Here is a 19834-nt window from a genome sequence, read left to right as displayed (position 1 = left end):
TACGCCACGCCGTGGGGCGGCGCCGTGACGCAGACGACAGCCCTTCCGGAGGGCCGCTGCCGGCGGTGATCCCCGCCGGACGGGCCTCCCGCACGCAGGCCCGGCACCGCGCACCGGACGCCCCCGGCCCCGCCCTCCGGGCGGACGGCGCCACTTTCGAAACACGACCTAGTTGGACTGGAGGACCGGCAGGGCCGCGGCGCCCGTCGGCAGCATGTGCTTGGCCGCCAGGACGGGGGTGTCCCCGGCCCGGACGACCTGGGTGACCAGCACGGCCGGGGTGTCGGCCGGCCGGCCGAGCTGCTCGCCGCGCCGCTGCCCCACCAGCGTGGCGGTCACGCCGCTGTGTGCGCTCAGCGGCACTCCGCGCGAGGCCCCGGCCAGGACAGCGAGCATCGACGTACGGCCCGCCTCCGGCCGGTCCGCGACCGCGTTCAGCGCCCGCGCGAACGCCGGGTGGGCGGCCTCCAGGACGTCCTCCGCGGCGGCCCACTCCTGACTGAGCGCCGCCGCCGTGCCGTCCGCCGCCAGCAGCGACTCCCAGAACCGCAGCCGGGCGCGGGAGGCCGCGAGCAGGTGCTGGGCGGTGAAGTCGGTCGGCTCCTCGACCGTCCGCAGCAGGGCGCGCACGCGGACCGGGACACCCGCGCCGATCAGCTCCTCCAGCGGCTGGATGTGCTCGAACCCGCGGCGCGGCGGGCGGTCGGCGACGGTCCGGCCGACGCCCCGGCGCACCGACAGCAGGCCGTCCTCCTGGAGCAGCAGCAGGGCCTCGCGCAGCGCCGGGCGGCTCACGCCCAGTTCGGTGGCGAGCCGGGGCTCGGAGGGGAGGGTCGACCCGGGCGGGTAGGTGCCGGCGTGGATGGCGTCCACGATCCGCTCGTACAGCACCACCACCGGTCTCCGCTGCTGTGCGCTGCTGCTGACCACCACTGCCCCTCCGTCCGCTCACTTGTCGGCAAGTGTTGCCCACCTCGGAGGGCCGGGCAACGGTGCCGAGGTCTCGATTCAGCCGCGCTGAGCTGCACAGATCCAGCCGCAACGGAAAAGTTGGCGGGAAGGTATTGACGTTTACGCGCGTAGATTCCAATCTGTCTCAGCGGCACTTGTCTGACAAGCAAGGGCCCGTTGTCCACGAACACGGCATGACATCCAAGGCAAAGGGGCCGACATGTCCATTTCGCTCGGCCGGACACGTTCCGGAGCCGGATCCGATCTCGCGGGCCGCGGCCCCATGCTGCTGGCGATGGTGCTGGCCGTCCTCGGCTACCAGATCAACGCGACCATGCTCAGCCCCGCCCTGCCGGACGTCATCGAGCGCCTGGGCACGACCACCGCCGCCGCCGGTCTGTCGCAGACCCTGTTCTTCCTGATGGCCGCCATCGGCCAGGTCACCCTCGCCCGCCTCAGCGACCAGCGGGGCCGCAAGCCGATGATGCTCGTCTGCGCCGTCGTGCTGATCGCGGGCAACCTGCTGTGCGTCTTCGCGCCCAGCATCGAGGTCTTCATCGCGGGCCGCATCCTCCAGGGCATCTCGGCCGCGATGTTCACCCTCGCCTTCCTCACCCTGAACCAGCTCCTCACGCCGGCCGGCTTCGGCAAGGCGGCCGGCATCATCACCGCCGTCAACGGCGGCCTCGCCGGTGTCGACGCCATCGCGGGCGGTCAGATCGCCGACACCATCGGTTTCCGCGGCATCTTCGTGTGCTCCACCCTGATCGCGGTGGCCGGCCTCATCGGCGTGCGCCGGTACGTCCCCGACGTGCCGCCCACCACCGACGCCGGCGCCCGCTTCGACTCCCGGGGCATCGCCGCCCTCGCCCTCGGCCTCACCGGTGTCCTCGTCGGCCTGGCCCAGGGCGGCGCCTGGGGCTGGACCTCCGCCCTGACGCTGCTCTTCCTGCTCGGCGGCCTCGCCTCCCTCGTCTTCTTCGTCGTCTCGCAGAAGAGCGCCCCCAACCCGGTCATCGACCTCGACGTCCTCGCCTCCCGCCGCGCCTGGCCGCTGCTGCTCACCACGGTCTGCACCCTCGGCGGCGCCTTCGGCGCCATCGCGCTGACCATCCCGCTGTTCTCCCAGGACGCCCGGGTGGGCCTCGGCCTCAGCGCCGTCACCGCCGCGGTCCTCTTCCTCACCCCGATCCAGCTCATCGGTGTGATCTCCGCGCCCCTCACCGGCCGCATCGGCCCGAAGGTCGGCTGGCGCACGGTCGTGGTGACCGGAGCCGTCGCCAACTTCGCGATCTTCGTCTTCGCCACGCTGTTCCTGCACAACGAGTGGATCCTCGTCGCCGCCCTCGCGGCGCTCGGCGTCACCTACGGCGGCTTCATGCTCACCGGCCTCAACGGCCTCGCCGTCACCACTGCCCCCAAGGACAAGCCGGGCTCCCTCTCCGGCCTCAACGGAGCCTGCTTCGGCATCGGCGCCTCGCTCGGCATCGCCCTCGCCTCCGCCATGATCACCGCGGGCAGTGACGCCGGGGGCGTCACCGAGGCCGGTTACCAGCACGCGATGTACGCCGCGCTCGCGCTGCTCGGCATCGGCGTCGTGACGGCCCTGCTCATCCAGCGGCCCGACCCGGCCGAGGTCGCCACCGACGAGCCGCAGCCGGTCGTCGCCCACCACTGAGCACGCGGACCCGCCGAGCACGCGGACCCGCCGAGCACGCCGAGCACGCCGAGCGTGCCGCCGGACGGGGGAGCCTCACCCGTACGGACCGCCTCACCGCCCCCGGTGGCCAGGAACCCCCCATCCTGGTCGCCGGGGGCGGCGGCGTTTTCCACCCCCAGGAGGCAGAAGTGAAGCGTGTGGCCACGGTGACGGCGGGACCGGCGATCGGGCTGGTCCTCGCCCTGACGGCCATGGGCGGCACGGCGGCGGGCGCCACGGCCGGCGCGGCCGCCGGCCGGCCCGTGCCGGACTTCACCGGCAAGGGACTCATGACCGTCTTCACCACGCTGGACCACCGCACCAAGGTGGAGGTGTACGACGCCAGCGGGTACGGCCGCACGGTGCTGTGGCCGTCGAACTGGAAGGTCTGCTCCCAGCACCCCGCCCCCGGCACGGACCTCGGCGGCCGCACCTTCTCGGTGGACGTGATGAAGAAGGGGGAGAAGTGCCCCCGCCGCCCCGAGACCACCCGGAACGCCGGACGATCCGGAGGGCCGAGGGAGGCACTCGGTCCGGAGGGCTCGCCGGGACCCAAGGACTCCCGGGGCCCGAAGGACACGCGCGACCGGGAGGAGACGCGCGACCGGGAAGACGCGTGGGACCGGCGGGACGTACGGGACCGGCCGGACACGCGCGACCGCGAGAACGCGCGGGACCGGGGGGAGCGGGTGCCCCAGGAGGGCGCCGTGAGCCCCCACGTCCCACCGGGCGCCCCGAACCCCACGACCTAGGGCCTGTCTTCCGGATCTAGCCGGGCTCGCGTGCCCTGGCACGCGCGTCTGCCGCGTTGTCGTCGGTCGCCAATGCTCCGCAGTGGCTCTCTCCTCCGCCTTGCATCCGCACGCACCAGACCCCGCTCCCTGCTCCGGCCTGATCCGAAAGACAGGCCCTAGCCTGAGCGGATGCGCGCGAACGATTCCCACGTCCCGTACCTCGCCGAGGGGCCGCGCGTCGGCATCCGGCACTTCACCCCCGAGGACGCCGAGGAGTTCACCGCACGGGCGCGGGAGAGCAGGGACCTGCACCGGCCGTGGCTCTTCCCTCCCGAGACCGCCGAGGCGTACGACGCCTACGCCCGCCCCCGCATCGAAAGCCCGGCCACCGAGCCGTTCCTGGTCTGCGAGCGCGGAGCGGGCGGCGCGATCGCCGGGTTCATCAACATCAACAACATCGTTCGCGGAGGCTTCCTCAACGGCACCCTGGGCTACGGCGCCTTCGCCCACGCCGCGGGACGCGGTCTGATGGGCGAGGGCCTCGGTCTCGTCGTCCGCCACGCCTTCGGCCCGCTCGGCCTGCACCGGCTGGAGGCCAACATCCAGCCGGGCAACGAGGCGTCCCTGGCGCTCGTGCGCCGCGCCGGCTTCCGTCACGAGGGTTACTCCCCGGCGTTCCTCCTCGTCGACGGCGACTGGCGCGACCACGAACGGTGGGCGATCACCTCCGGAGAGGTGATCGCCCGACCGGTCTGACGCGGCGGGTCAGTGCTTGAGCGTGTCCTTGCCCTTCTGCACCGTCTGCTTGGCGTCGCCCTTGATCTGTTCGGCCCGCCCCTTCGCCTCCAGGCTCTCGTTGCCGGACGCCCTTCCGGTGGCTTCCTTCGCCTTGCCCTTGGCGGTCCGCGCAACGTTCTTGGCCTTCTTGCTCATGGCCATGTGCGTCACCTCCTGGGCGGTCGCCCGCAGCGGCCGGTGCGCCGGGTGCGGAACCCGCCTCATGACAAGCTCTACCCGCCTGGAAAGGGGGCGAAGCGGGAAGAATTGGGATATTGGAGGTTTGTACGATCAGGGTGCTTCGTCGGGCGGGAGCAGTGTGCCCAGCGGGCCGAGGTCCAGGTTGAGGTCCGCCATGGTCAGTCCGTACCGCGCGCACAACCCGGTCATCCGGTCGTGCAGCACCATCAGGGTGGAGCCGAGCCGCTCTTCCTCCTCCTCGGTGAGGTCCCCGGCGTCGGCCCGGTGCAGGGCCTGCCGCTCCATGAGCTGCCGCAGCAGTTCCACCAGCGTCAGCACCAGCTTCATCAGGTCCCGCTCCACGGTGTCCGGGTCGGCGTTGATCCGCCGCGCCGGGCGGGACGCGGGAGAGCCGCCCGGCCGGGGCAGCTCGCCCGGGGCGGCCGGGAGGAGCCGGAACGCCCGGGCCGCCGCGTCGGCGACCTCCTCGTACCGGTCCCGGTCAGGCGCCATGACGACCGGGTGCGGATGCCGTGCCGGAGTTCCCCCAGGGGGCGGGATTCTCGGCGCTGATGGACACGATCAGTGCCCGCAGGGAGATCCGTACGAGATCGATGTCGGCGATCGACAGGACGACGTCGCCCGTGAGGACGACCCCACCGGTCAGCAGCCGGTCCAGCAGGTCGATCAGGGCCACCTGCCGCTGCGGCAGCTCGGCGGAGCCCGGCTCCGGGGGCGGTGCTGGACGCGTCATCCCGGCCTCGCCCCCTCCTGGCCCGGTGCGGGAGCCCCCTCCTGGCCCGGTGCCGGAACCGCCTCCTGGTCCGGGACCGCGTCGGCGGCGTCCGGAACCGCGTCGGCGGCGAACGAGTAGGGCGCCCAGGGGCCCGTGATCTGGGCCCGCACCAGTGCGCCGCCGGCCGCCTCCGCCTCCCGGACGGCCGCCAGGAAGGCCTCGGACCCCGAGGAGGGGACCAGGAACGCGTCATTGCTGACGTTCTCGCCGGTACCCCGTACCAGCGGGCCCTGCTGGACCCGGTGCCGCACGTGCTCCACGGAATGGGCGCGGGCCGCCTCCTGGATGCGCAGCGCCGCCTCGGCGGCCGCCCGGTGCGCCTCGTCCCTGGCCGTGCGCTCATGCCTCCGGCCGCGGAGGTAGGCCCGCCCCGGGGTCAGCTCCGGCGCGGCCGCCCCCGCGTCACCGGGGGTTCCGTCCGCCCGCGCCTCCGCCGCCGCGGAGGGCTCCGCGTAGACCTTGACGCCCCACTCGACGTGCCCGCTCAGCCGCGCGAGGCGGGAGCGGAACGCGGCCCGGCCCGCCAGGAGCATGGCCCGCACGCGCTCGTCGTCCCGGTAGATGGTGGCCAGCCGCAGCGGCAGCACGGTGGACCGGGCCGCCACGGCGTCGACGACCCCGTGGTGGGCCCGGGCGACGGCCTCCAGCCAGTCCAGGTCCTCCAGGTGAGCGGCCAGCGGCCCTTCCTCGAAGTCCGCGGCGGGCACGCTGCTCACCAACGCGGCCACCTCCCCGTCGGCCACCACGCGCACCGGCGCCCCGGCGACGCCCCGGAGGCCGCTCACCGCCTCGTGCAGCGCGGGGGCCGTCTCCGCGACGCCGTACAGGTAGCTGACGCTCCCGCTCATCGGTCGTCCTCGGGGGGCCGCCGCCGGGTGGGGCCGGAGCGGGACGAGGGACGGCGCCGGCCCTCGGCCGCCTCGCGGGTGGGCTCGGCCCGGTCGAGCGCCCGCGTACCGTCGCGGCGCAGGGTCTCGACCTCCTCGCGCAGGCGCCGGTTCTCCTCGGCGAGGCTGGGCCGGTCGTCCGCGCGGGAGGACAACGACGGGTCGTGCTCCCACCAGTCGATGCCCATCTCCTTCGCCTTGTCCACCGACGCCACCAGCAGCCGCAGCTTGATGGTCAGCAGTTCGATGTCGAGGAGGTTGATCTGGATGTCACCCGCGATGACGATGCCCTTGTCGAGCACGCGCTCAAGGATGTCGGCGAGGTTCGCCGACGAGCCCTGGCCGTACGCGGGCGCCGCCCGGGACGGGAACGAGCCGGGGTTGCTGGAGACGGGTTCGGTCACGGCGGGTCGACCTCGATTCGGCGTCGGTCAGCCCCGGGTTCCGGCCCGGCGGCTTGGGCGTTGCTCCTCGGCGGCTTCTTCCTCCTCGTCGTCCCAGCCTTCCTCGTCGTCCCGGGCCTCGTCGTCCTCCTCGTCCCAGTCCTCCGCGTCGTCCGCGTCCCGCTCGTAGCCCTCGTCGTCGTCCTCGTAGCGGTCGGCCTGCCTGCCGCGGCCGCCCTTCGCGGGGGCGCGGTCCTCGTCCTCCTCGTCCTCGTCCTCGGGTTCCTCCACGTCCTCCTCCTCGTCGTACGAGTCCTCCGAGCCCTCCTCGTCCTCGGGCCCGCCCTCGTCCTCGTCGCTCTCCTGGCCCTCCTGGTCCTCCTGGTCCTCCTTGGCCTTCTGTTCCTCCTCCTCCTTCACCGCGTCGTCGTGCTCGCGCACCACTTCGCCGTCGCGGATCTCACCGCGCCAGCCCTCGGCGGGCTCGCCCTTCATCGTGACGAACTTCCGGAAGAGCTTCAGGTCCAGCCGGGCCCGCCTGCCTTGCGCGCGCCAGATGTTGCCGGTCTTCTCGAACAGGCCCTTGGGGAAGTACTCCAGGACCAGCAGCACCTTGGTGAGGTTGTCGCCCAGGGGGTGAAAGGTCACCACACCCTTGGTGGTGCCCTTGGGGCCCTCGGAGCTCCAGACGATGCGCTCGTCCGGAAGCTGCTCGACGGTCTGCGCCTTCCAGCTCCGGTTGGACTTGGCGACCTTCGTCTGCCAGGAGGAGGTCGTCTCGTCGGACTTCTCGACGTTCACCACACCCTTGGCGAAGCGGGAGAACTCCTGGAACTGCGTCCACTGGTCGTACGCCTGGCGTACGGGGACACCCACGTCCACGTCCTCGATGATGACGACGCTCTTGCCCCGCGTCTCACCCTTGCCGCCCTTGCCTCCCTTACCGGTGATCTTGCCGACCAGGCCTTTCATCTTGTCCTTGATGCCCCCGGTCACCTGGTGCATGGCCATCGACCTGGCGGCGCCGCCTGGCGACTTGCCCTGCCCGAGTGCCTCACCGCCCTTGGCGAGCGTGCCCATGACGTTGCCCAGGGACCCGCCGCCTTCGCCGAGCTGCTTGGTGGCCTCTCCCAGGCGTTCGCCGATGGTGCTGACCGCCCGCTCGGCCCGGGCCTCCACGTACTGGCGCAGCTCGTCCTTGAGCCGGTCACCCACACCGGCCACCGCGCCCGTGCCCTTGGTGGTGTCGGTCATGACCCGGACCTCCTCGCCGTGCCGGTGCCACGCCCCTCACGCCGTGACGTGGACGTGTCGCCCTTCTTCTCGCGGGCCGCTCCGCCTCCCTTGCGGGCGGGCGCGCGGCCTGCCCGGCCGGACTCGCCCTTGGGCTTCCTCGCCTTGCCGGCCGGCTTCTCCGCGGCCGGTTCGTCGCCGTCCCCGCCGCCCCGGTCGCCGTCCGTGTCCTCCGCCGTGTCCTCGTCCTCGTCCGTCTCTTCGTCCGTCTCCTCGTCCCGGTCCTCGGCGCCTTCGTCCTCCTGCTGCTTCTTGGCCTTGCGGCCCTTGCGGGACGGCTTCTCCTCGGCTTCCTCGGCCCCCTCGCCCTCGCCGTCCCCGTCCTCGCCGCCCGGAGCACCGGGAACGTCGGGGAGGGTCTGCCGGAGCCCGGTCGTCCGCGAGTGCAGGGTGTCGGCGAGCTTGTCCGCGCGGGCGGCGACGGCCGTGGCCGCGGCCTCCTTGCCGGCGGTGAGGAGCTCGTTGCGTACCCGCTCACTGAGGGCGTCCATGGCCGGTGACCCGGTGACCGCCGACGCGATCTCCTTGGGATTGATCTTCTTCCTGAGCATCCAGGTCGCCACGCTGATGGCGAGCTTGCCCTTCTTGGTCCGGCCCAGCACATAGCCGCTGAGCAGTGCCGCACCGGTCGTCGCGTGATTCATCGTGGGGAGTCCTCCTCGCCCGTCATTTCTGCGCCGTCATGGTTGGCGGCCGTCCCAGAAGCTCTGGATCTCCTCGAGCCGGTCCAGTAGCTCGTCCTCGCGCCGGTCGAAGGTCTCCTGGTCGATCTCTCCGGACATCAGTTCCTGCTCCAGATCCGCGAGCGCCCGCACGACCGGCCGGGCGTCGTAGTACTCCTCCTCCGCCGCTTCGGTGACTCTCTGCACGACCCACCCGACACCCCGGACGGGGGCGAGGGGCAGGGTGATCAACTGGGTGATGAGGCCCATGTCCGCGCACCCCCTAGACGAAGCTGTACGGCGGGAGCGGTCCGTGCAGCCGGAATTCGAAGTCCTCGCCGTACTCCGCGGTGAGGTCCGCCTGCCGTTCCAGGAAGGCGCTCTCACGGGCCCGCTCCACGAGGAACGACGTGCTGATGAAGTCGTCGCCGGCGGCCTCCGACTCCCGGATCTCCCGGGCCAGCGGGAGCAGCGCGTCGGTGACGGCGGACGCCAGGGCCGCGCGCCGGGCCGTGACCTCGGTCGCGATCAGCTCGCCGAGGGAGATCTTCAGGTCCTGACCGCCCTGCCCGCTGCGGATCTCCTCGTTCAGGCGCCGGGCCTCCTCGGACTCCCGCAGCACCTGCCGCAGCAGGAGGTCCTCGTCGCAGGACGCCTTCAGGTGGAACTCCGCACAGCCGTCCAGGGCCGCGAGCCGCTCACGGTAGTTGTCGGCCCGTTCCTTCAGGGCGTCACGCACCGCGTCGTCGTCGGGTGCCAGGGCGCCGAAGCGCAGGGGGAGCACACCGGCCTGGCCCAGCAGTTCCTGGAGGACGGTCTGGTGCGCGAGGACGTCGCGGCGTTTGGCGCGCAGACCGTCGGGGGCGTCACTGACGACGGCGGCGAGGTCGCCCTCCGTCACGACGCGCAGCTCCTCGGCCGGCTCACCGACGCCCGTGACCCCGTCCAGCCCCAGGGGGTGGCTCGCCGCTGTGATCGCATAGACGTAGACCGCCATGACTCACTCTTCCCGGCGCCGGGGAGGACGGCGCGGCCGTGACCTCTCCCGCTCCTCTACCGGTTCTGGCTCTTCCTCGGACTCGTCGTCGCGTCCCTTCCGGAACGAATCGGAGAAGGCCTCCACCGCCCCCGTGAGCGCTCCCTTGCTCTTGCCCCGGGCCCCGCCCTCCGTCATCTCGCCCACCAGCTCGGGCAACTGCGTCGGGGCCTTGCGCCCGCTTTCGAGGTCGAGTCGGTTGCACGCCTCGGCGAAACGCAGATAGGTGTCCACACTGGCCACCACGATGCGGGCGTCGACCTTCAGGATCTCGATGCCCACCAGGGAGACGCGGACGAAGACGTCGATGACCAGCCCGCGATCGAGAATCAGTTCCAGCACGTCGTACAACGATGACGAGGACCCGCCGCCGCCTCCGCCACGGGCGACGGGGCCTCCGCCTCCTTGCGGCACCACCGTCATGGTGCCTCCTCTCACGGACCGCCTCTGCGCGGTCCGGATCCGATGCTCAGGCGCGCCGGTCGATCTGCCCGCGCGTGTAGCGCCGGATCCGTTCGTACGCCATGAGCTCACCCTCCGCGTCGAGCGTCACCCGGTAGCTGGCCAGCACACTGGTCGTCTCGGGGATCCGCTCGAGTTCGAGCACTTCCACCTCGGCCTCCCACCCGTCATCGGTGGGCCGGAGCGCGGAAATCGACTCCGGCGGCCTGCCCAGCAGCTCTTGCAACTGCTGGGAGGCGGAGCGCATGGCCTTCGGCGCCGACAGGCGTCGCGGGCGGTCGTCCCCGCCACCGCGGGGCGCGCGCCGTGGTCCGTCGTTCTGTCGTTCCGAAGGCATCGTCGATACTCACCTGCTGCCATAACAGACAAAGGCGTTATAAACCGTCTAACTAAGCATATCGGACTGGTGCTCGGTGTCCTGCGGGCACGGTGTCAGCGGCGCTGGTCGACGTACTCGAAGACGGATCCGTCGGGGTGCACCGCGATCAGGTTGCGCCCCACGGGCGTCGGCACGGGGCCCGCGAGCACCTTCGCGCCCGCCTCGGTGAGCGTGGCGTGCGCGGCGTCCACGTCCTCGACGGCGATCGTCGCCGCCACCTTGCGGAGGATCTCCAGCTCGCTCTCGGGGCCGCTCATCAGCAGGAAGCAGCCGATGGCCGCCACGGACACGCCGCCGCGCTCGAAACGGAGCGCGCGGCTGCCGGTGAGCCGTTCGTAGAAGACCACCGAGGTCTCCAGGTCGTCGACGCAGACACGCAGCGTGGTGCCGAGGATCTCCATACGGGGGAGGGTAGTTGACGGCGCGGGGGAGTGAGATCGGTTCGGCCGTCCCCGGAGCTCCGGGCCCGCGCCCTGCCGCCGCCGTCCCCGGAGCTCCGGGCCCGCGCCCCGCCGCGTCACACCCGGCACAGCACCTCGCCGTGCGGGACCAGGAACCAGCCGTCCTCGCGCCGGCCCCACTCCCGCCAGCCCTCGGCGATCGCGGCGAGGTCCCGCTCCGTGGCGTGTCCGCCGTCGACCGCGAGCCGCGCGTACACCGAGGCGGTCGTGCGGTCCGCCCACAGCCCGCTCCACCACGCGCGCTCCTCGGGGGTGGCGTAACACCAGGTGGAGCCGGAGGCGGTGACGTCCGTGAACCCGGCCCGCCTCGCCCAGGACAGCAGCCGGCGGCCCGCGTCCGGTTCGCCGCCGTTGGCGCGCGCCACCCGCCGGTACAGCCGCCGCCAGTCGTCCAGCACCGGTACCTCCGGGTACCACGCGAACGCCGCGTAATCGCTGTCGCGGGCGGCCACGACGCCACCGGGGCGGCACACCCGCCGCATCTCGCGCAGCGCCCGTACGGGGTCGGTCACGTGCTGGAGGACCTGGTGGGCGTGGACGACGTCGAAGGAGTCGTCCGGGAAGTCCAGCGCGTGGACGTCGGCGACCGCGAAGCGGACGTTGTTCAGGCCCCGTTCGCGGACGGTGGCGCGGGCCTGCTCCAGGACGTCACCGGCCGCGTCGACCGCCGTCACGCGGCCGCCCGGAGCGACCAGCGCGGCCAGGTCCGCCGTGATGGTGCCGGGGCCGCAGCCCACGTCCAGGACGTCGAGCCCGGGCCGCAACTCGCCGACCAGGTACGCCGCGGAGTTGGCGGCCGTCCGCCAGCGGTGCGAGCGCAGCACCGACTCGTGGTGCCCGTGCGTGTAGACAGCGTCGGCCATGGCCGTACTCCCTCTGGTCCAGCGGTCGTTGGTCCCGCCACCGTACGCGACCGTGTCGCATAGTGATACGCGGTTCTCACCAAATGAGACACGCGGGTGCGGTGCGGCGACATCCGCCCGATCGCGAGTGACCCGCCGTGGACCCGTGCGGCGACCGGAATGCCGCGTTTGGGCGGCAGGCTCCGGGGCACCGGGAAGGTCCGTCCGCATCACGCGGCCGTGCACGCACGCAGACATGACGCTGGAGGCCCTGTGACCCCGTCCGTCAGCCCGTCCGGCCCGTTCCCCGGCCCCGGCCCCGCCGGCCACCCCGGCCGCCCCGACGGCTCCCGCGCCCTGCCGCGCGTCGTGATCGTCGGCGCCGGCTTCGCCGGGTACCAGACCGCCCGAAACCTCTCCCGCAGCCTGCGCGGCCGCGCGGAGATCGTGCTGCTGAACCCGACCGACTACTTCCTCTACCTGCCGCTGCTGCCCCAGGTCACCGCCGGTGTCCTGGAACCGCGCCGGATCACCGTCTCGCTCCCCGGCACCCTCCGCCACGTACGGCTGGTGCTCGGCCAGGCCGACCACGTCGACCTCGACGCGCGCGCCGTCCACTACACGGACCCCGAGGGGACCGAGGGCACCCTCACCTACGACCGGCTCGTGCTCGCCGTCGGCAGCGTCAGCAAGCTGCTGCCCATCCCGGGCGTCGCCGAGAACGCCACCGGCTTCCGCGGCCTGCCCGAGGCGCTGTACCTGCGCGACCACATCACCCGCCAGATCGAGCTGGCCTCCGCCGCCGGCAACCCCGCCGAGTGCACCTCGCGCTGCACCTTCGTGGTGGTCGGCGCCGGCTACACCGGTACGGAACTGGCCGCGCACGGCAAGATGTTCACCGACGCCCTCGTCCGCAAGCAGCCCGCCTGGCCCACCGGGGTGAAGCCCCGCTGGATGCTCCTCGACGTCGCCGACCGCGTCCTGCCGGGCCTCGACGAGAAGCTCTCCCGCACCGCCGACGAGGTGCTGCGCGCCCGCGGCGTCGACGTGCGCACCAAGACGTCCGTCAAGGAGTCCACGGCGGAGGGGGTGCTGCTCGACGACGGCGAGTTCGTGAAGACCCGGTCGCTGATCTGGTGCGTCGGCGTACGCCCCGACCCGCTCGTGTCCCAGCTCGGCCTGCCCGTCGAACGCGGCCGCCTGGTCGTCACCCCGCAGCTCGGCGTCCCCGGCCACCCCGACGTCTTCGCGTGCGGTGACGCCGCCGCCGTACCGGACCTCACCCGGCCCGGCGAGTTCACGCCCATGACGGCGCAGCACGCCGCCCGGCAGGGCAAGGTCGCCGCCCGCAACGTCGCCGCCTCCCTCGGGTTCGGCGAGGCCGCCCCGTACAAGCACAACGACCTGGGCTTCGCCGTGGACCTCGGCGGGGTCAAGGCGGCCGCCAACCCCATGGGCGTCAAGCTGTCCGGCCCCGTCGCGGGCGCCGTCACCCGCGGCTACCACCTCGCCGCGATGCCCGGCAACCGGGTGCGGGTCGCCGCCGACTGGCTGCTGGACGCCGCTCTGCCGCGGCAGGCCGTGCAGCTCGGCCTGCTCCGGTCCTGGCAGGTACCGCTCGACACCGCCTCGCCCGAGCTGGCCCGCATCCCGGCAGGACCGGGCGGCGGACGAGGCAGCTACGGCGGCGACCACGGCCGCGACGGCAAGGAGTGACATGCACCACGAACAACTGGCCACTCTCGGACAGCAGTTGCGCGTCGACGCGGTACGCGCCGCCGACGCCGCCGGCTCCGGCCACCCCACCTCGTCCATGTCGGCGGCCGACATCGCCGCCGTCCTCCTCGCCCACCACCTGAAGTTCGACTTCGACCACCCCGAACACCCCGGCAACGACCGGTTCGTGGTCTCCAAGGGGCACGCCTCACCGCTGCTGTACGCCATGTACAAGGCCGCCGGGGCGGTCGACGACGACGAACTGCTCACCTTCCGCAAGCTCGGCAGCCGCCTCGAAGGGCACCCGACGCCCCGGCTGCCGTGGGTGGACGTCGCCACCGGCTCCCTCGGCCAGGGCCTGCCCGTCGGCGTCGGCATCGCCCTGGCCGGCAAACGCCTCGACGAGGTGCCCTACCGCGTGTATGTCCTGTCCGGCGACAGCGAGATGGCGGAAGGCTCGGTGTGGGAGGCCGTCGAGCACGCGGCGTACAACCACCTCGACAACCTCACCCTGATCGTCGACGTCAACCGGCTCGGACAGCGCGGCCCCACCCGCCACGGGCACGACCTCGCCGCGTACGAACGGCGGCTGCACGCCTTCGGGTGGCACACCATCGAGGTCGACGGCCACGACGTCCAGGCCCTCGACCGGGCGTTCGCCGAGGCCCGGTCCACCATCCGGCAGCCCACCGTCATCCTGGCCGCCACCCGCAAGGGACGGGGCGCCACCGCGGTGGAGGACCTGGAGGGATTCCACGGCAAGCCCCTCAAGGACCCGGAGGCCGCCATCGCGGAACTGGGCGGGCCCCGCTCCCTGCACGTCGACGTCCAGAAGCCGGCGGCGGCCACCGGGCGCAAGGCCACCCTCAACAGCGACGGCGAGCCGCCCGAGCCCCAGCTTCCCCGCTTCGACATCGGCGACACCGTCGCCACCCGCACCGCCTTCGGACACGCCCTGGAGGCCCTCGGATCCGCCCGCGCCGATGTCGTCGCGCTGGACGCGGAGGTCGGCGACTCCACCCGGAGCGAGTTCTTCGCCAAGGCCCACCCCGACCGGTACTTCGAGTGCTACATCGCCGAGCAGCAGCTCGTGGCCGCCGCGGTCGGCCTCCAGACCCGCGGCTACGTGCCGTACGCCTCGACCTTCGCGGCCTTCCTCAGCCGGGCGTACGACTTCGTCCGCATGGCCGCCGTCAGCCGGGCCGGCATCAACCTCGTCGGCTCGCACGCGGGCGTCGCCATCGGCCAGGACGGGCCCTCCCAGATGGGCCTGGAGGACCTGGCCATGTTCCGCTCGGTCCACGACAGCACCGTGCTGTACCCGTGCGACGCCAACCAGACCGCCCGGCTGGTCGCCACCATGGCCGACCTCAAGGGCGTCCGCTACCTGCGCACCTCGCGCGCCGACATGCCCGTCCTGTACGGGCCGGACGAGACGTTCCCGGTCGGCGGGTCCAAGGTGCTGCGCACCCACGGCGACGACGACCGGGCGACCGTCGTCGCCGCCGGAGTGACGGTCCACGAGGCGCTCAAGGCCGCCGACCTGCTCGACGAGCAGGGCATCCCGGTGCGGGTGATCGACCTGTACTCGCTCAAGCCGGTGGACACCGACACGCTCGCCGACGCGGCCGCCGCCACCGGCTGCCTCCTCACTGTGGAGGACCACCACCCGGAGGGCGGGCTGGGCGACGCCGTCGCGGAGGCCTTCTCCGACGGGCGCCCCGCCCCGCGCACGGCACGGCTCGCGGTCCGCGACATGCCGGCCTCCGCCACCCCCGAGGAACAGCTCCGGAAGGCGGGCATCGACGCCGAGGCGATCGTGGCGGCCGTCCAGCTCCTGGTGGAGCGGGCCGTCACCCCCTGAACGGCCCGGCCGCGGCCCACGACCGGCCCCGGGGCCCGCGCCCCGGGGCCGGCGGCCGCGCGCGCCCCGTGACCGGACCCCGGCGCGGCCAGGAGCGGCACCCCGGCGGGGTCACCCGCCCGCTCCGGCTTCCCGCCCGCGGCCGCCCGGCCACTCCTCGAGGGACAACGCGTACTCCACATCGCCCTGCTCGGACCCCTCGATCACCTCCGGCCACTCCTCGAAGAACGTCCGCACGAACCGCAGCCCGCACTTCTCCATCACGCGCCGCGAGCCCGCGTTGACCGTCATCGTCCGCGCGACCACCCGCCGCACCCCCAGCTCCCGGAAGCCCTTGTCGACCAGCGCCCGGGCCCCCTCGGTCGCGTACCCGCGGCCCCAGGCCGACCGGCGCAGCCGATAGCCCAGCTCCACCACCTCCCACCGGCCCGCCTCCCGCACGGGGTCGGGCTCCAGCGAGAACCACCCCAGCCACTCGCCCGAGTCACGGGCCTCGGCGGCCCAGAACCCCGGCCCCCGCAGCCGCCGCAGCGCCCCCGACCGCACCTCCTCGCGCGACACCGGCCGCCCGCCGTTGAGGTACCGCATCACCTCGGGATCGTTGTCCAGCGCCCACACCTCGTCCAGATCGTTCTCCGTCACGGGGCGCAGGACCAGCCGGGGCGTTCGCAGGAAGACACTCATGGCCCGGATGCTGCGCCCGCCCGCCCCGCTCCCGCAACGGGATTACGGCGTGTGGCGGTGGCCCGCCCGGGTAGACGCACGCGATGAGTACGAGCAGCACCCGGGCCGTCCGGGCCGGCCGCCGGACCGTCGACATCCACCGCCCGGACAAGGTCCTCTTCCCCGACGACGGCATCACCAAGGCCGGCCTGGTGGACCACTACCGCTCCGTCGCGCCCTTCATGCTGCCCCACCTGCGCGGCAGGCCCCTGATGCTCGAACGGCTCCCCGACGGCATCGGCGGCCCCCGCTTCATGCAGAAGGAGACGCCCGCCGGCTACCCCGACTGGGTCCACCGCGCCGAACTCCCCAAGGAGGGCGGCACCGTCACCCACACCGTGTGCGACGACACCGCGACGCTGGTCCACCTCGCCGACCAGGCTTGCGTCACGCTGCACCGCTGGCAGTCCAGGGCCGACCGGCCCACGACGCCCGACCGCATGGTGTTCGACCTCGACCCCGCGGAGGACGACTTCGACGCCGTACGCCGGGCCGCGCACCTCCTCGGCGAACTCCTCGACGCCCTCAGGCTGCCCTCCGCCCTGATGACCACCGGCTCCAGGGGCCTGCACGTCATCGTCCCGCTCGACGGGCACAGCGAGTTCGACGAGGTACGCGCCTTCGCCCACGACGTCGCCGAGGCCCTGGCCGCCGCCCACCCCCGCGAACTCACCACTGAGGCCCGCAAACAGCCCCGCGGCGACCGCCTCTATCTCGACGTCCAGCGCAACGGCTACGCCCAGACCGCCGTGGCGCCCTACTCCGTACGCGCCCGGCCGGGCGCCCCCGTCGCCACCCCGCTGCGCTGGGACCAGCTCGACGACCCGGCCACGCACGCCCGCCGCTGGACCGTCACCAACGTCCTCGAACAGGCCCGCAGCACCCCGTGGGACGGTGCGGCGGCCCGCCCGCGCGCCCTCGGGCCGGCGCGGCGGCGTCTGGACGCACTGCGCTGATCCGGCCTCAACCCACCACGGGCCAAGGGTTTGCGGATCCGAGTCACGGCAACCAGGAGAGCGAGGCATCCATGGCGAACACATCAGAGAACACAGAGAAGAACAGCAGCGCCCGGGCGACAAGCGCCCGGGCACGACAACAGCCCCAGGAACAGTCGCCGAGCCCCATGCAGGTACTGCGCGGCGCATGCGCCCAGCTCGCCGAACTCACCGGCATGGAGACCGAGTCGGTGTCGTCGTTCGAACGCACCGAGGACGGCTGGACGCTCAACGTCGAAGTGCTCGAACTGGCACGTGTCCCCGACACGATGAGCCTGCTCGCCTCGTACGAGGTCGAACTCGACGCCAACGGCGAGCTCAGCGGCTACCGGCGCGTCCGCCGCTACGAGCGCGGCAGGTCCGACCGTTCCTAGGGAGGGAGGCACCCCACCATGACCGTAGTTCCGGCACAGCAGAGCGGCGGCGGCAGCAGTGGCCTGTACGACGTCCTCGAACTCGTCCTGGACCGCGGACTCGTCATCGACGCGTTCGTCCGAGTGTCCCTGGTCGGCATCGAGATCCTGAAGATCGACGTCCGGGTCGTCGTCGCCAGCGTCGACACCTACCTCCGCTTCGCCGAGGCCTGCAACCGCCTCGACCTGGAGGCCGGCCCCCGCAAGAACCCCGGACTGCCCGACCTCGTCGGCGACATCACCGAGTCCGGTGCCCGCGGCAAGTCCAAGGGGGCGCTGTCCGGCGCCGCCGAGACCATATCCGACGCCCTCAAGGGCTCGTCCGGCAGTTCGTCCAGCGGCTCGTCCAGCAGCCGCTCGTCGTCCCGTAAGAAGGAGGAAACGGAGTGAGCACGTACGTCTACGGAATCGCCCGGAGCTCACATCCAGGCCTCCCCGAGAAGATGGGCGGCATCGGCGAACCGGCCCAGCCGGTACGGGTGCTCAAGCACGGCGCGCTCGCCGCGCTCGTCAGCGACGCCCCCGACGACCTCAGGCCCAAGCGGCGCGACCTGATGGCCCACCAGAACGTCCTCGCCGAGGCGGGCGCGGCCGGCGCGGTCCTGCCCATGCGCTTCGGCGGCGTCTCGCCCGACGACGACGCCGTCCTCGCCGTCCTCGGCGAGCGCGAGGAGCACTACCTCGAACGGCTGCGCACCCTCGACGACAAGGTCGAGTACAACGTGAAGGCCAGCCACGACGAGGAGGCCGTCCTGCACCGCGTCCTCGCCGACAACCCCGAGCTGCGCAAGCTCAGCGAGGCCAACCGCGCGGCGGGCGGCGGCACCTACGAGCAGAAGCTGGCTCTCGGCGAACGCGTCGCGGCGGCCGTCCAGCAGCGCGAGTCGAGCGACGCGGTCCACATCCAGCAGTCGCTGGAGACCGAGGCCGCCGACGTCCGCCCCGGCCCGGAGAGCGGCGGCTGGCTGGCCAACATCTCCTTCCTGGTGGAGCGCGACCGGGCCGACGCCTTCGTCGCCGCGATCGACAAGCTCCAGCAGGCCCACCACCACCTCGTGCTCCAGGTGAACGGGCCGCTGCCGCCCTACAGCTTCGTGGAGTGACCCACCCCGTCACGGGCCGTACGACCGGTCACGTGGCACAACGCGGCGCGGGACGCGCCGGAGGAACGACGGAGAGGGAGGACCGGGCATGGGCCTGCTGGGAGAGCTGCTGCTCCTGCCGGCGGCGCCCCTGCGCGGCACCGCCTGGGTGCTGCGCCAGGTGGTGACGGAGGCAGAGCGGCAGTACTACGACCCCGCCGCCGTACAACGCGAACTCGCCCGGCTCAACGAACAGCTCGAGGCGGGCGAGATCGACGAAGAGGAATTCGACCGCCGGGAGGACGAGCTCCTCGACCGCCTGGAGAAGGGCCCGAGAACGTCATGAGCACCCCACGCCCCAGCGGCCTGCCCAGCCCGTACGCCTCCGAGGGCAGCAGCGCCAACCTCGCCGACATCCTGGAACGCGTCCTGGACAAGGGCGTCGTCATCGCCGGCGACATCAAGATCAACCTGCTCGACATCGAACTGCTCACCATCAAGCTGCGCCTCGTCGTCGCCTCCGTCGACCGGGCCAAGGAGATGGGCATCGACTGGTGGGAGAGCGACCCGGCGCTCTCCTCCCGCGCCCGCGGCGGCGAACTGTCCCAGGAGAACGCCGAACTGCGGCGCCGCATCGCCGAACTGGAGGGACGCACCGCATGAGCACCGACCGGCTGCGTTACGTCTACGCCGTCACGCGCCCCTTCGACGGCGTCCTCCCCGAGGGCACCCACGGCATCGGCGGCGAACCGCCCCGGCTGCTGCGCCACGGCGACCTGGTCGCCGTCACCGGCTCCGTCGCCCCCGAGGAGTTCGACGAGGGACCGCTGCGCGCCCGGCTGGAGGACCTCGACTGGCTCGCCGCCACCGCGCGCGCCCACGACGCGGTGGTCGCCGCCCTGTCCACCGTCACCTGCCCGCTCCCGCTGCGGCTCGCCACCGTCTGCCGCGACGACAGCGGGGTGCGCCGCCTCCTGGAGGACGGCCACGACCGCTTCGTACGGGCCCTGGAGCGGCTGGACGGCCGGGTCGAATGGGGCGTCAAGGTCTACGCCGAGCCCGGCGCCGGAACGGCACCCGAGCCCGCCCCCGAGGCGCCCGCCACCGGGGCCGCCGGCCGCGACTACCTGCGCCGCCGGCTCCAGGCCCGCCGCACCCGCGACGGCGACTGGCAGCGCGCCGACGCGCTGTGCCGGCGGCTCCACGACGAGCTGTCCCGGTACGCGGAGGCCACCACCGTCCACCGGCCGCAGGACGCCCGGCTCTCCGGAGCGTCCGGCGTCAACGTGCTGAACGCCGCCTACCTGGTGGACCGCGCGCTCAGCCAGCGGTTCGTCGCCCTGGTCGACGAGACCCCCGAACCGGGTGTCCGCGTCGAGCTCACCGGACCCTGGGCCCCCTATTCCTTCGCCGGCATCGCCGACGAGGAGGCGCACGGTGACGCCCCCGCGCCCGCCCCCGACGGCGTCCGGGAGAGCCAGGAGGCCGGCCGGTGACCG

General features: G+C 72.9%; 27 protein-coding genes. 12 read left to right on the top strand and 15 right to left on the bottom strand.

What is annotated here, in order from left to right; genetic code table 11:
• Nucleotides 1-168 precede the first annotated feature (168 nt).
• A complete protein-coding gene (locus tag ACF068_RS11765) occupies nt 169-930 on the bottom strand; it encodes a GntR family transcriptional regulator (protein WP_392274037.1) in 762 nt (253 codons plus the stop codon).
• Nucleotides 931-1171: 241 nt separating this feature from the next.
• On the opposite strand from ACF068_RS11765, the gene ACF068_RS11760 reads away from it, so the two are divergent.
• The 3 genes from ACF068_RS11760 (at nt 1172) to ACF068_RS11750 (ending at nt 4140) form a co-directional block, all read left to right on the top strand.
• Nucleotides 1172-2629 (top strand): MFS transporter, encoded by a 1458-nt coding sequence (locus ACF068_RS11760; protein WP_392274036.1) that lies wholly within the window; start codon nt 1172-1174, stop codon nt 2627-2629.
• A gap of 170 nt (nt 2630-2799) precedes the next feature.
• The gene (locus ACF068_RS11755) at nt 2800-3402 is read left to right on the top strand and encodes a hypothetical protein (protein WP_392274035.1); all 603 of its coding nucleotides are present in this window, start codon (nt 2800-2802) and stop codon (nt 3400-3402) included.
• A 171-nt stretch (nt 3403-3573) separates the two neighbouring features.
• Complete coding sequence (locus tag ACF068_RS11750) at nt 3574-4140, top strand: GNAT family N-acetyltransferase (protein ID WP_392274034.1); 567 nt, start codon at nt 3574-3576, stop codon at nt 4138-4140.
• A gap of 9 nt (nt 4141-4149) precedes the next feature.
• Here ACF068_RS11750 and ACF068_RS11745 read toward each other — a convergent pair whose 3' ends face one another.
• From ACF068_RS11745 to ACF068_RS11685, 13 genes are all read right to left on the bottom strand, one after another.
• Nucleotides 4150-4323: a CsbD family protein gene (locus tag ACF068_RS11745; RefSeq protein WP_392274371.1), complete on the bottom strand. Its 174-nt coding sequence runs from the start codon at nt 4321-4323 to the stop codon at nt 4150-4152.
• 129 nt (nt 4324-4452) lie between these two features.
• Nucleotides 4453-4854, bottom strand: coding sequence for a gas vesicle protein K (locus ACF068_RS11740; protein WP_392274033.1), 402 nt, complete (start codon nt 4852-4854; stop codon nt 4453-4455).
• The gene (locus ACF068_RS11735) at nt 4844-5095 is read right to left on the bottom strand and encodes a gas vesicle protein (RefSeq protein ID WP_392274032.1); all 252 of its coding nucleotides are present in this window, start codon (nt 5093-5095) and stop codon (nt 4844-4846) included. The genes ACF068_RS11740 and ACF068_RS11735 overlap by 11 nt, the downstream gene beginning before the upstream one ends.
• Nucleotides 5092-5985: a GvpL/GvpF family gas vesicle protein gene (locus ACF068_RS11730; protein ID WP_392274031.1), complete on the bottom strand. Its 894-nt coding sequence runs from the start codon at nt 5983-5985 to the stop codon at nt 5092-5094. Before ACF068_RS11730 ends, ACF068_RS11735 begins: the two co-directional genes overlap by 4 nt.
• Nucleotides 5982-6428 carry a gas vesicle protein GvpJ gene (gene gvpJ, locus ACF068_RS11725; protein ID WP_392274030.1) on the bottom strand — a complete coding sequence of 149 codons (447 nt, stop codon included), beginning with the start codon at nt 6426-6428 and terminating at the stop codon, nt 5982-5984. Before gvpJ ends, ACF068_RS11730 begins: the two co-directional genes overlap by 4 nt.
• A 27-nt stretch (nt 6429-6455) precedes the next feature.
• Nucleotides 6456-7661, bottom strand: coding sequence for an SRPBCC family protein (locus ACF068_RS11720; protein WP_392274029.1), 1206 nt, complete (start codon nt 7659-7661; stop codon nt 6456-6458).
• Nucleotides 7658-8344, bottom strand: a complete 687-nt coding sequence (locus ACF068_RS11715; RefSeq protein WP_392274028.1) for a hypothetical protein — start codon at nt 8342-8344, stop codon at nt 7658-7660. Before ACF068_RS11715 ends, ACF068_RS11720 begins: the two co-directional genes overlap by 4 nt.
• A 36-nt stretch (nt 8345-8380) precedes the next feature.
• Complete coding sequence (locus ACF068_RS11710; protein WP_392274027.1) at nt 8381-8632, bottom strand: gas vesicle protein GvpG; 252 nt, start codon at nt 8630-8632, stop codon at nt 8381-8383.
• A gap of 13 nt (nt 8633-8645) precedes the next feature.
• The gene (locus ACF068_RS11705) at nt 8646-9359 is read right to left on the bottom strand and encodes a GvpL/GvpF family gas vesicle protein (protein WP_392274026.1); all 714 of its coding nucleotides are present in this window, start codon (nt 9357-9359) and stop codon (nt 8646-8648) included.
• Nucleotides 9360-9362: 3 nt separating this feature from the next.
• Nucleotides 9363-9821: a gas vesicle structural protein GvpA gene (locus ACF068_RS11700; RefSeq protein ID WP_392274025.1), complete on the bottom strand. Its 459-nt coding sequence runs from the start codon at nt 9819-9821 to the stop codon at nt 9363-9365.
• Between the two features lie 46 nt (nt 9822-9867).
• The gene (locus tag ACF068_RS11695) at nt 9868-10197 is read right to left on the bottom strand and encodes a gas vesicle protein (RefSeq protein ID WP_392274024.1); all 330 of its coding nucleotides are present in this window, start codon (nt 10195-10197) and stop codon (nt 9868-9870) included.
• 95 nt (nt 10198-10292) lie between these two features.
• On the bottom strand, nt 10293-10640 hold the full coding sequence (locus ACF068_RS11690; RefSeq protein ID WP_392274023.1) for a VOC family protein: 348 nt from the start codon (nt 10638-10640) through the stop codon (nt 10293-10295).
• A gap of 116 nt (nt 10641-10756) precedes the next feature.
• Entirely contained in the window at nt 10757-11563 is an 807-nt protein-coding gene (locus ACF068_RS11685; protein WP_392274022.1) for a methyltransferase domain-containing protein, read from the bottom strand.
• A gap of 348 nt (nt 11564-11911) precedes the next feature.
• On the opposite strand from ACF068_RS11685, the gene ACF068_RS11680 reads away from it, so the two are divergent.
• Together ACF068_RS11680 and ACF068_RS11675 are read left to right on the top strand one after the other, a co-directional pair.
• On the top strand, nt 11912-13258 hold the full coding sequence (locus ACF068_RS11680; RefSeq protein WP_392274370.1) for an NAD(P)/FAD-dependent oxidoreductase: 1347 nt from the start codon (nt 11912-11914) through the stop codon (nt 13256-13258).
• 1 nt (nt 13259) lies between these two features.
• Nucleotides 13260-15122, top strand: a complete 1863-nt coding sequence (locus ACF068_RS11675; RefSeq protein WP_392274021.1) for a transketolase — start codon at nt 13260-13262, stop codon at nt 15120-15122.
• Between the two features lie 111 nt (nt 15123-15233).
• Here ACF068_RS11675 and ACF068_RS11670 read toward each other — a convergent pair whose 3' ends face one another.
• A complete protein-coding gene (locus tag ACF068_RS11670; RefSeq protein WP_392274020.1) occupies nt 15234-15806 on the bottom strand; it encodes a GNAT family N-acetyltransferase in 573 nt (190 codons plus the stop codon).
• An 83-nt stretch (nt 15807-15889) separates the two neighbouring features.
• Between ACF068_RS11670 and ligD the strand changes: the two genes are divergently transcribed.
• The 7 genes from ligD to ACF068_RS11635 all read left to right on the top strand — a co-directional run bounded on the left by ligD (nt 15890) and on the right by ACF068_RS11635 (nt 19831).
• Entirely contained in the window at nt 15890-16801 is a 912-nt protein-coding gene (gene ligD / locus ACF068_RS11665) for a non-homologous end-joining DNA ligase (protein ID WP_392274019.1), read from the top strand.
• A 71-nt stretch (nt 16802-16872) separates the two neighbouring features.
• The gene (locus ACF068_RS11660) at nt 16873-17214 is read left to right on the top strand and encodes a gas vesicle protein (RefSeq protein WP_392274018.1); all 342 of its coding nucleotides are present in this window, start codon (nt 16873-16875) and stop codon (nt 17212-17214) included.
• An 18-nt stretch (nt 17215-17232) separates the two neighbouring features.
• A complete protein-coding gene (locus ACF068_RS11655; RefSeq protein ID WP_392274017.1) occupies nt 17233-17643 on the top strand; it encodes a gas vesicle structural protein GvpA in 411 nt (136 codons plus the stop codon).
• The gene (locus ACF068_RS11650; RefSeq protein ID WP_392274016.1) at nt 17640-18356 is read left to right on the top strand and encodes a GvpL/GvpF family gas vesicle protein; all 717 of its coding nucleotides are present in this window, start codon (nt 17640-17642) and stop codon (nt 18354-18356) included. Before ACF068_RS11655 ends, ACF068_RS11650 begins: the two co-directional genes overlap by 4 nt.
• An 88-nt stretch (nt 18357-18444) precedes the next feature.
• Entirely contained in the window at nt 18445-18681 is a 237-nt protein-coding gene (locus ACF068_RS11645) for a gas vesicle protein GvpG (RefSeq protein ID WP_392274015.1), read from the top strand.
• Entirely contained in the window at nt 18678-18998 is a 321-nt protein-coding gene (locus ACF068_RS11640) for a gas vesicle protein (RefSeq protein ID WP_392274014.1), read from the top strand. The genes ACF068_RS11645 and ACF068_RS11640 overlap by 4 nt, the downstream gene beginning before the upstream one ends.
• Nucleotides 18995-19831 carry a GvpL/GvpF family gas vesicle protein gene (locus ACF068_RS11635; protein ID WP_392274013.1) on the top strand — a complete coding sequence of 279 codons (837 nt, stop codon included), beginning with the start codon at nt 18995-18997 and terminating at the stop codon, nt 19829-19831. Before ACF068_RS11640 ends, ACF068_RS11635 begins: the two co-directional genes overlap by 4 nt.
• The last annotated feature ends 3 nt before the right edge of the window (nt 19832-19834 follow it).

Source organism: Streptomyces sp. NPDC016309 (assembly GCF_043077235.1).
Classification (GTDB): domain Bacteria; phylum Actinomycetota; class Actinomycetes; order Streptomycetales; family Streptomycetaceae; genus Streptomyces.
This window is presented reverse-complemented; position numbering and strand designations above follow the sequence as displayed.

Coding starts and splice junctions, on each gene's coding strand:
- ACF068_RS11760 (WP_392274036.1), top strand. CDS start 1,172: ATGTCCATTTCGCTCGGCCGGACACGTTCCGGAGCCGGATCCGATCTC.
- ACF068_RS11750 (WP_392274034.1), top strand. CDS start 3,574: ATGCGCGCGAACGATTCCCACGTCCCGTACCTCGCCGAGGGGCCGCGC.
- ACF068_RS11745 (WP_392274371.1), bottom strand. CDS start 4,323: ATGGCCATGAGCAAGAAGGCCAAGAACGTTGCGCGGACCGCCAAGGGC.
- ACF068_RS11740 (WP_392274033.1), bottom strand. CDS start 4,854: ATGGCGCCTGACCGGGACCGGTACGAGGAGGTCGCCGACGCGGCGGCC.
- ACF068_RS11735 (WP_392274032.1), bottom strand. CDS start 5,095: ATGACGCGTCCAGCACCGCCCCCGGAGCCGGGCTCCGCCGAGCTGCCG.
- ACF068_RS11730 (WP_392274031.1), bottom strand. CDS start 5,985: ATGAGCGGGAGCGTCAGCTACCTGTACGGCGTCGCGGAGACGGCCCCC.
- ACF068_RS11720 (WP_392274029.1), bottom strand. CDS start 7,661: ATGACCGACACCACCAAGGGCACGGGCGCGGTGGCCGGTGTGGGTGAC.
- ACF068_RS11715 (WP_392274028.1), bottom strand. CDS start 8,344: ATGAATCACGCGACGACCGGTGCGGCACTGCTCAGCGGCTATGTGCTG.
- ACF068_RS11710 (WP_392274027.1), bottom strand. CDS start 8,632: ATGGGCCTCATCACCCAGTTGATCACCCTGCCCCTCGCCCCCGTCCGG.
- ACF068_RS11705 (WP_392274026.1), bottom strand. CDS start 9,359: ATGGCGGTCTACGTCTATGCGATCACAGCGGCGAGCCACCCCCTGGGG.
- ACF068_RS11700 (WP_392274025.1), bottom strand. CDS start 9,821: ATGACGGTGGTGCCGCAAGGAGGCGGAGGCCCCGTCGCCCGTGGCGGA.
- ACF068_RS11695 (WP_392274024.1), bottom strand. CDS start 10,197: ATGCCTTCGGAACGACAGAACGACGGACCACGGCGCGCGCCCCGCGGT.
- ACF068_RS11690 (WP_392274023.1), bottom strand. CDS start 10,640: ATGGAGATCCTCGGCACCACGCTGCGTGTCTGCGTCGACGACCTGGAG.
- ACF068_RS11685 (WP_392274022.1), bottom strand. CDS start 11,563: ATGGCCGACGCTGTCTACACGCACGGGCACCACGAGTCGGTGCTGCGC.
- ACF068_RS11675 (WP_392274021.1), top strand. CDS start 13,260: ATGCACCACGAACAACTGGCCACTCTCGGACAGCAGTTGCGCGTCGAC.
- ACF068_RS11670 (WP_392274020.1), bottom strand. CDS start 15,806: ATGAGTGTCTTCCTGCGAACGCCCCGGCTGGTCCTGCGCCCCGTGACG.
- ligD (WP_392274019.1), top strand. CDS start 15,890: ATGAGTACGAGCAGCACCCGGGCCGTCCGGGCCGGCCGCCGGACCGTC.
- ACF068_RS11660 (WP_392274018.1), top strand. CDS start 16,873: ATGGCGAACACATCAGAGAACACAGAGAAGAACAGCAGCGCCCGGGCG.
- ACF068_RS11655 (WP_392274017.1), top strand. CDS start 17,233: ATGACCGTAGTTCCGGCACAGCAGAGCGGCGGCGGCAGCAGTGGCCTG.
- ACF068_RS11645 (WP_392274015.1), top strand. CDS start 18,445: ATGGGCCTGCTGGGAGAGCTGCTGCTCCTGCCGGCGGCGCCCCTGCGC.
- ACF068_RS11640 (WP_392274014.1), top strand. CDS start 18,678: ATGAGCACCCCACGCCCCAGCGGCCTGCCCAGCCCGTACGCCTCCGAG.
- ACF068_RS11635 (WP_392274013.1), top strand. CDS start 18,995: ATGAGCACCGACCGGCTGCGTTACGTCTACGCCGTCACGCGCCCCTTC.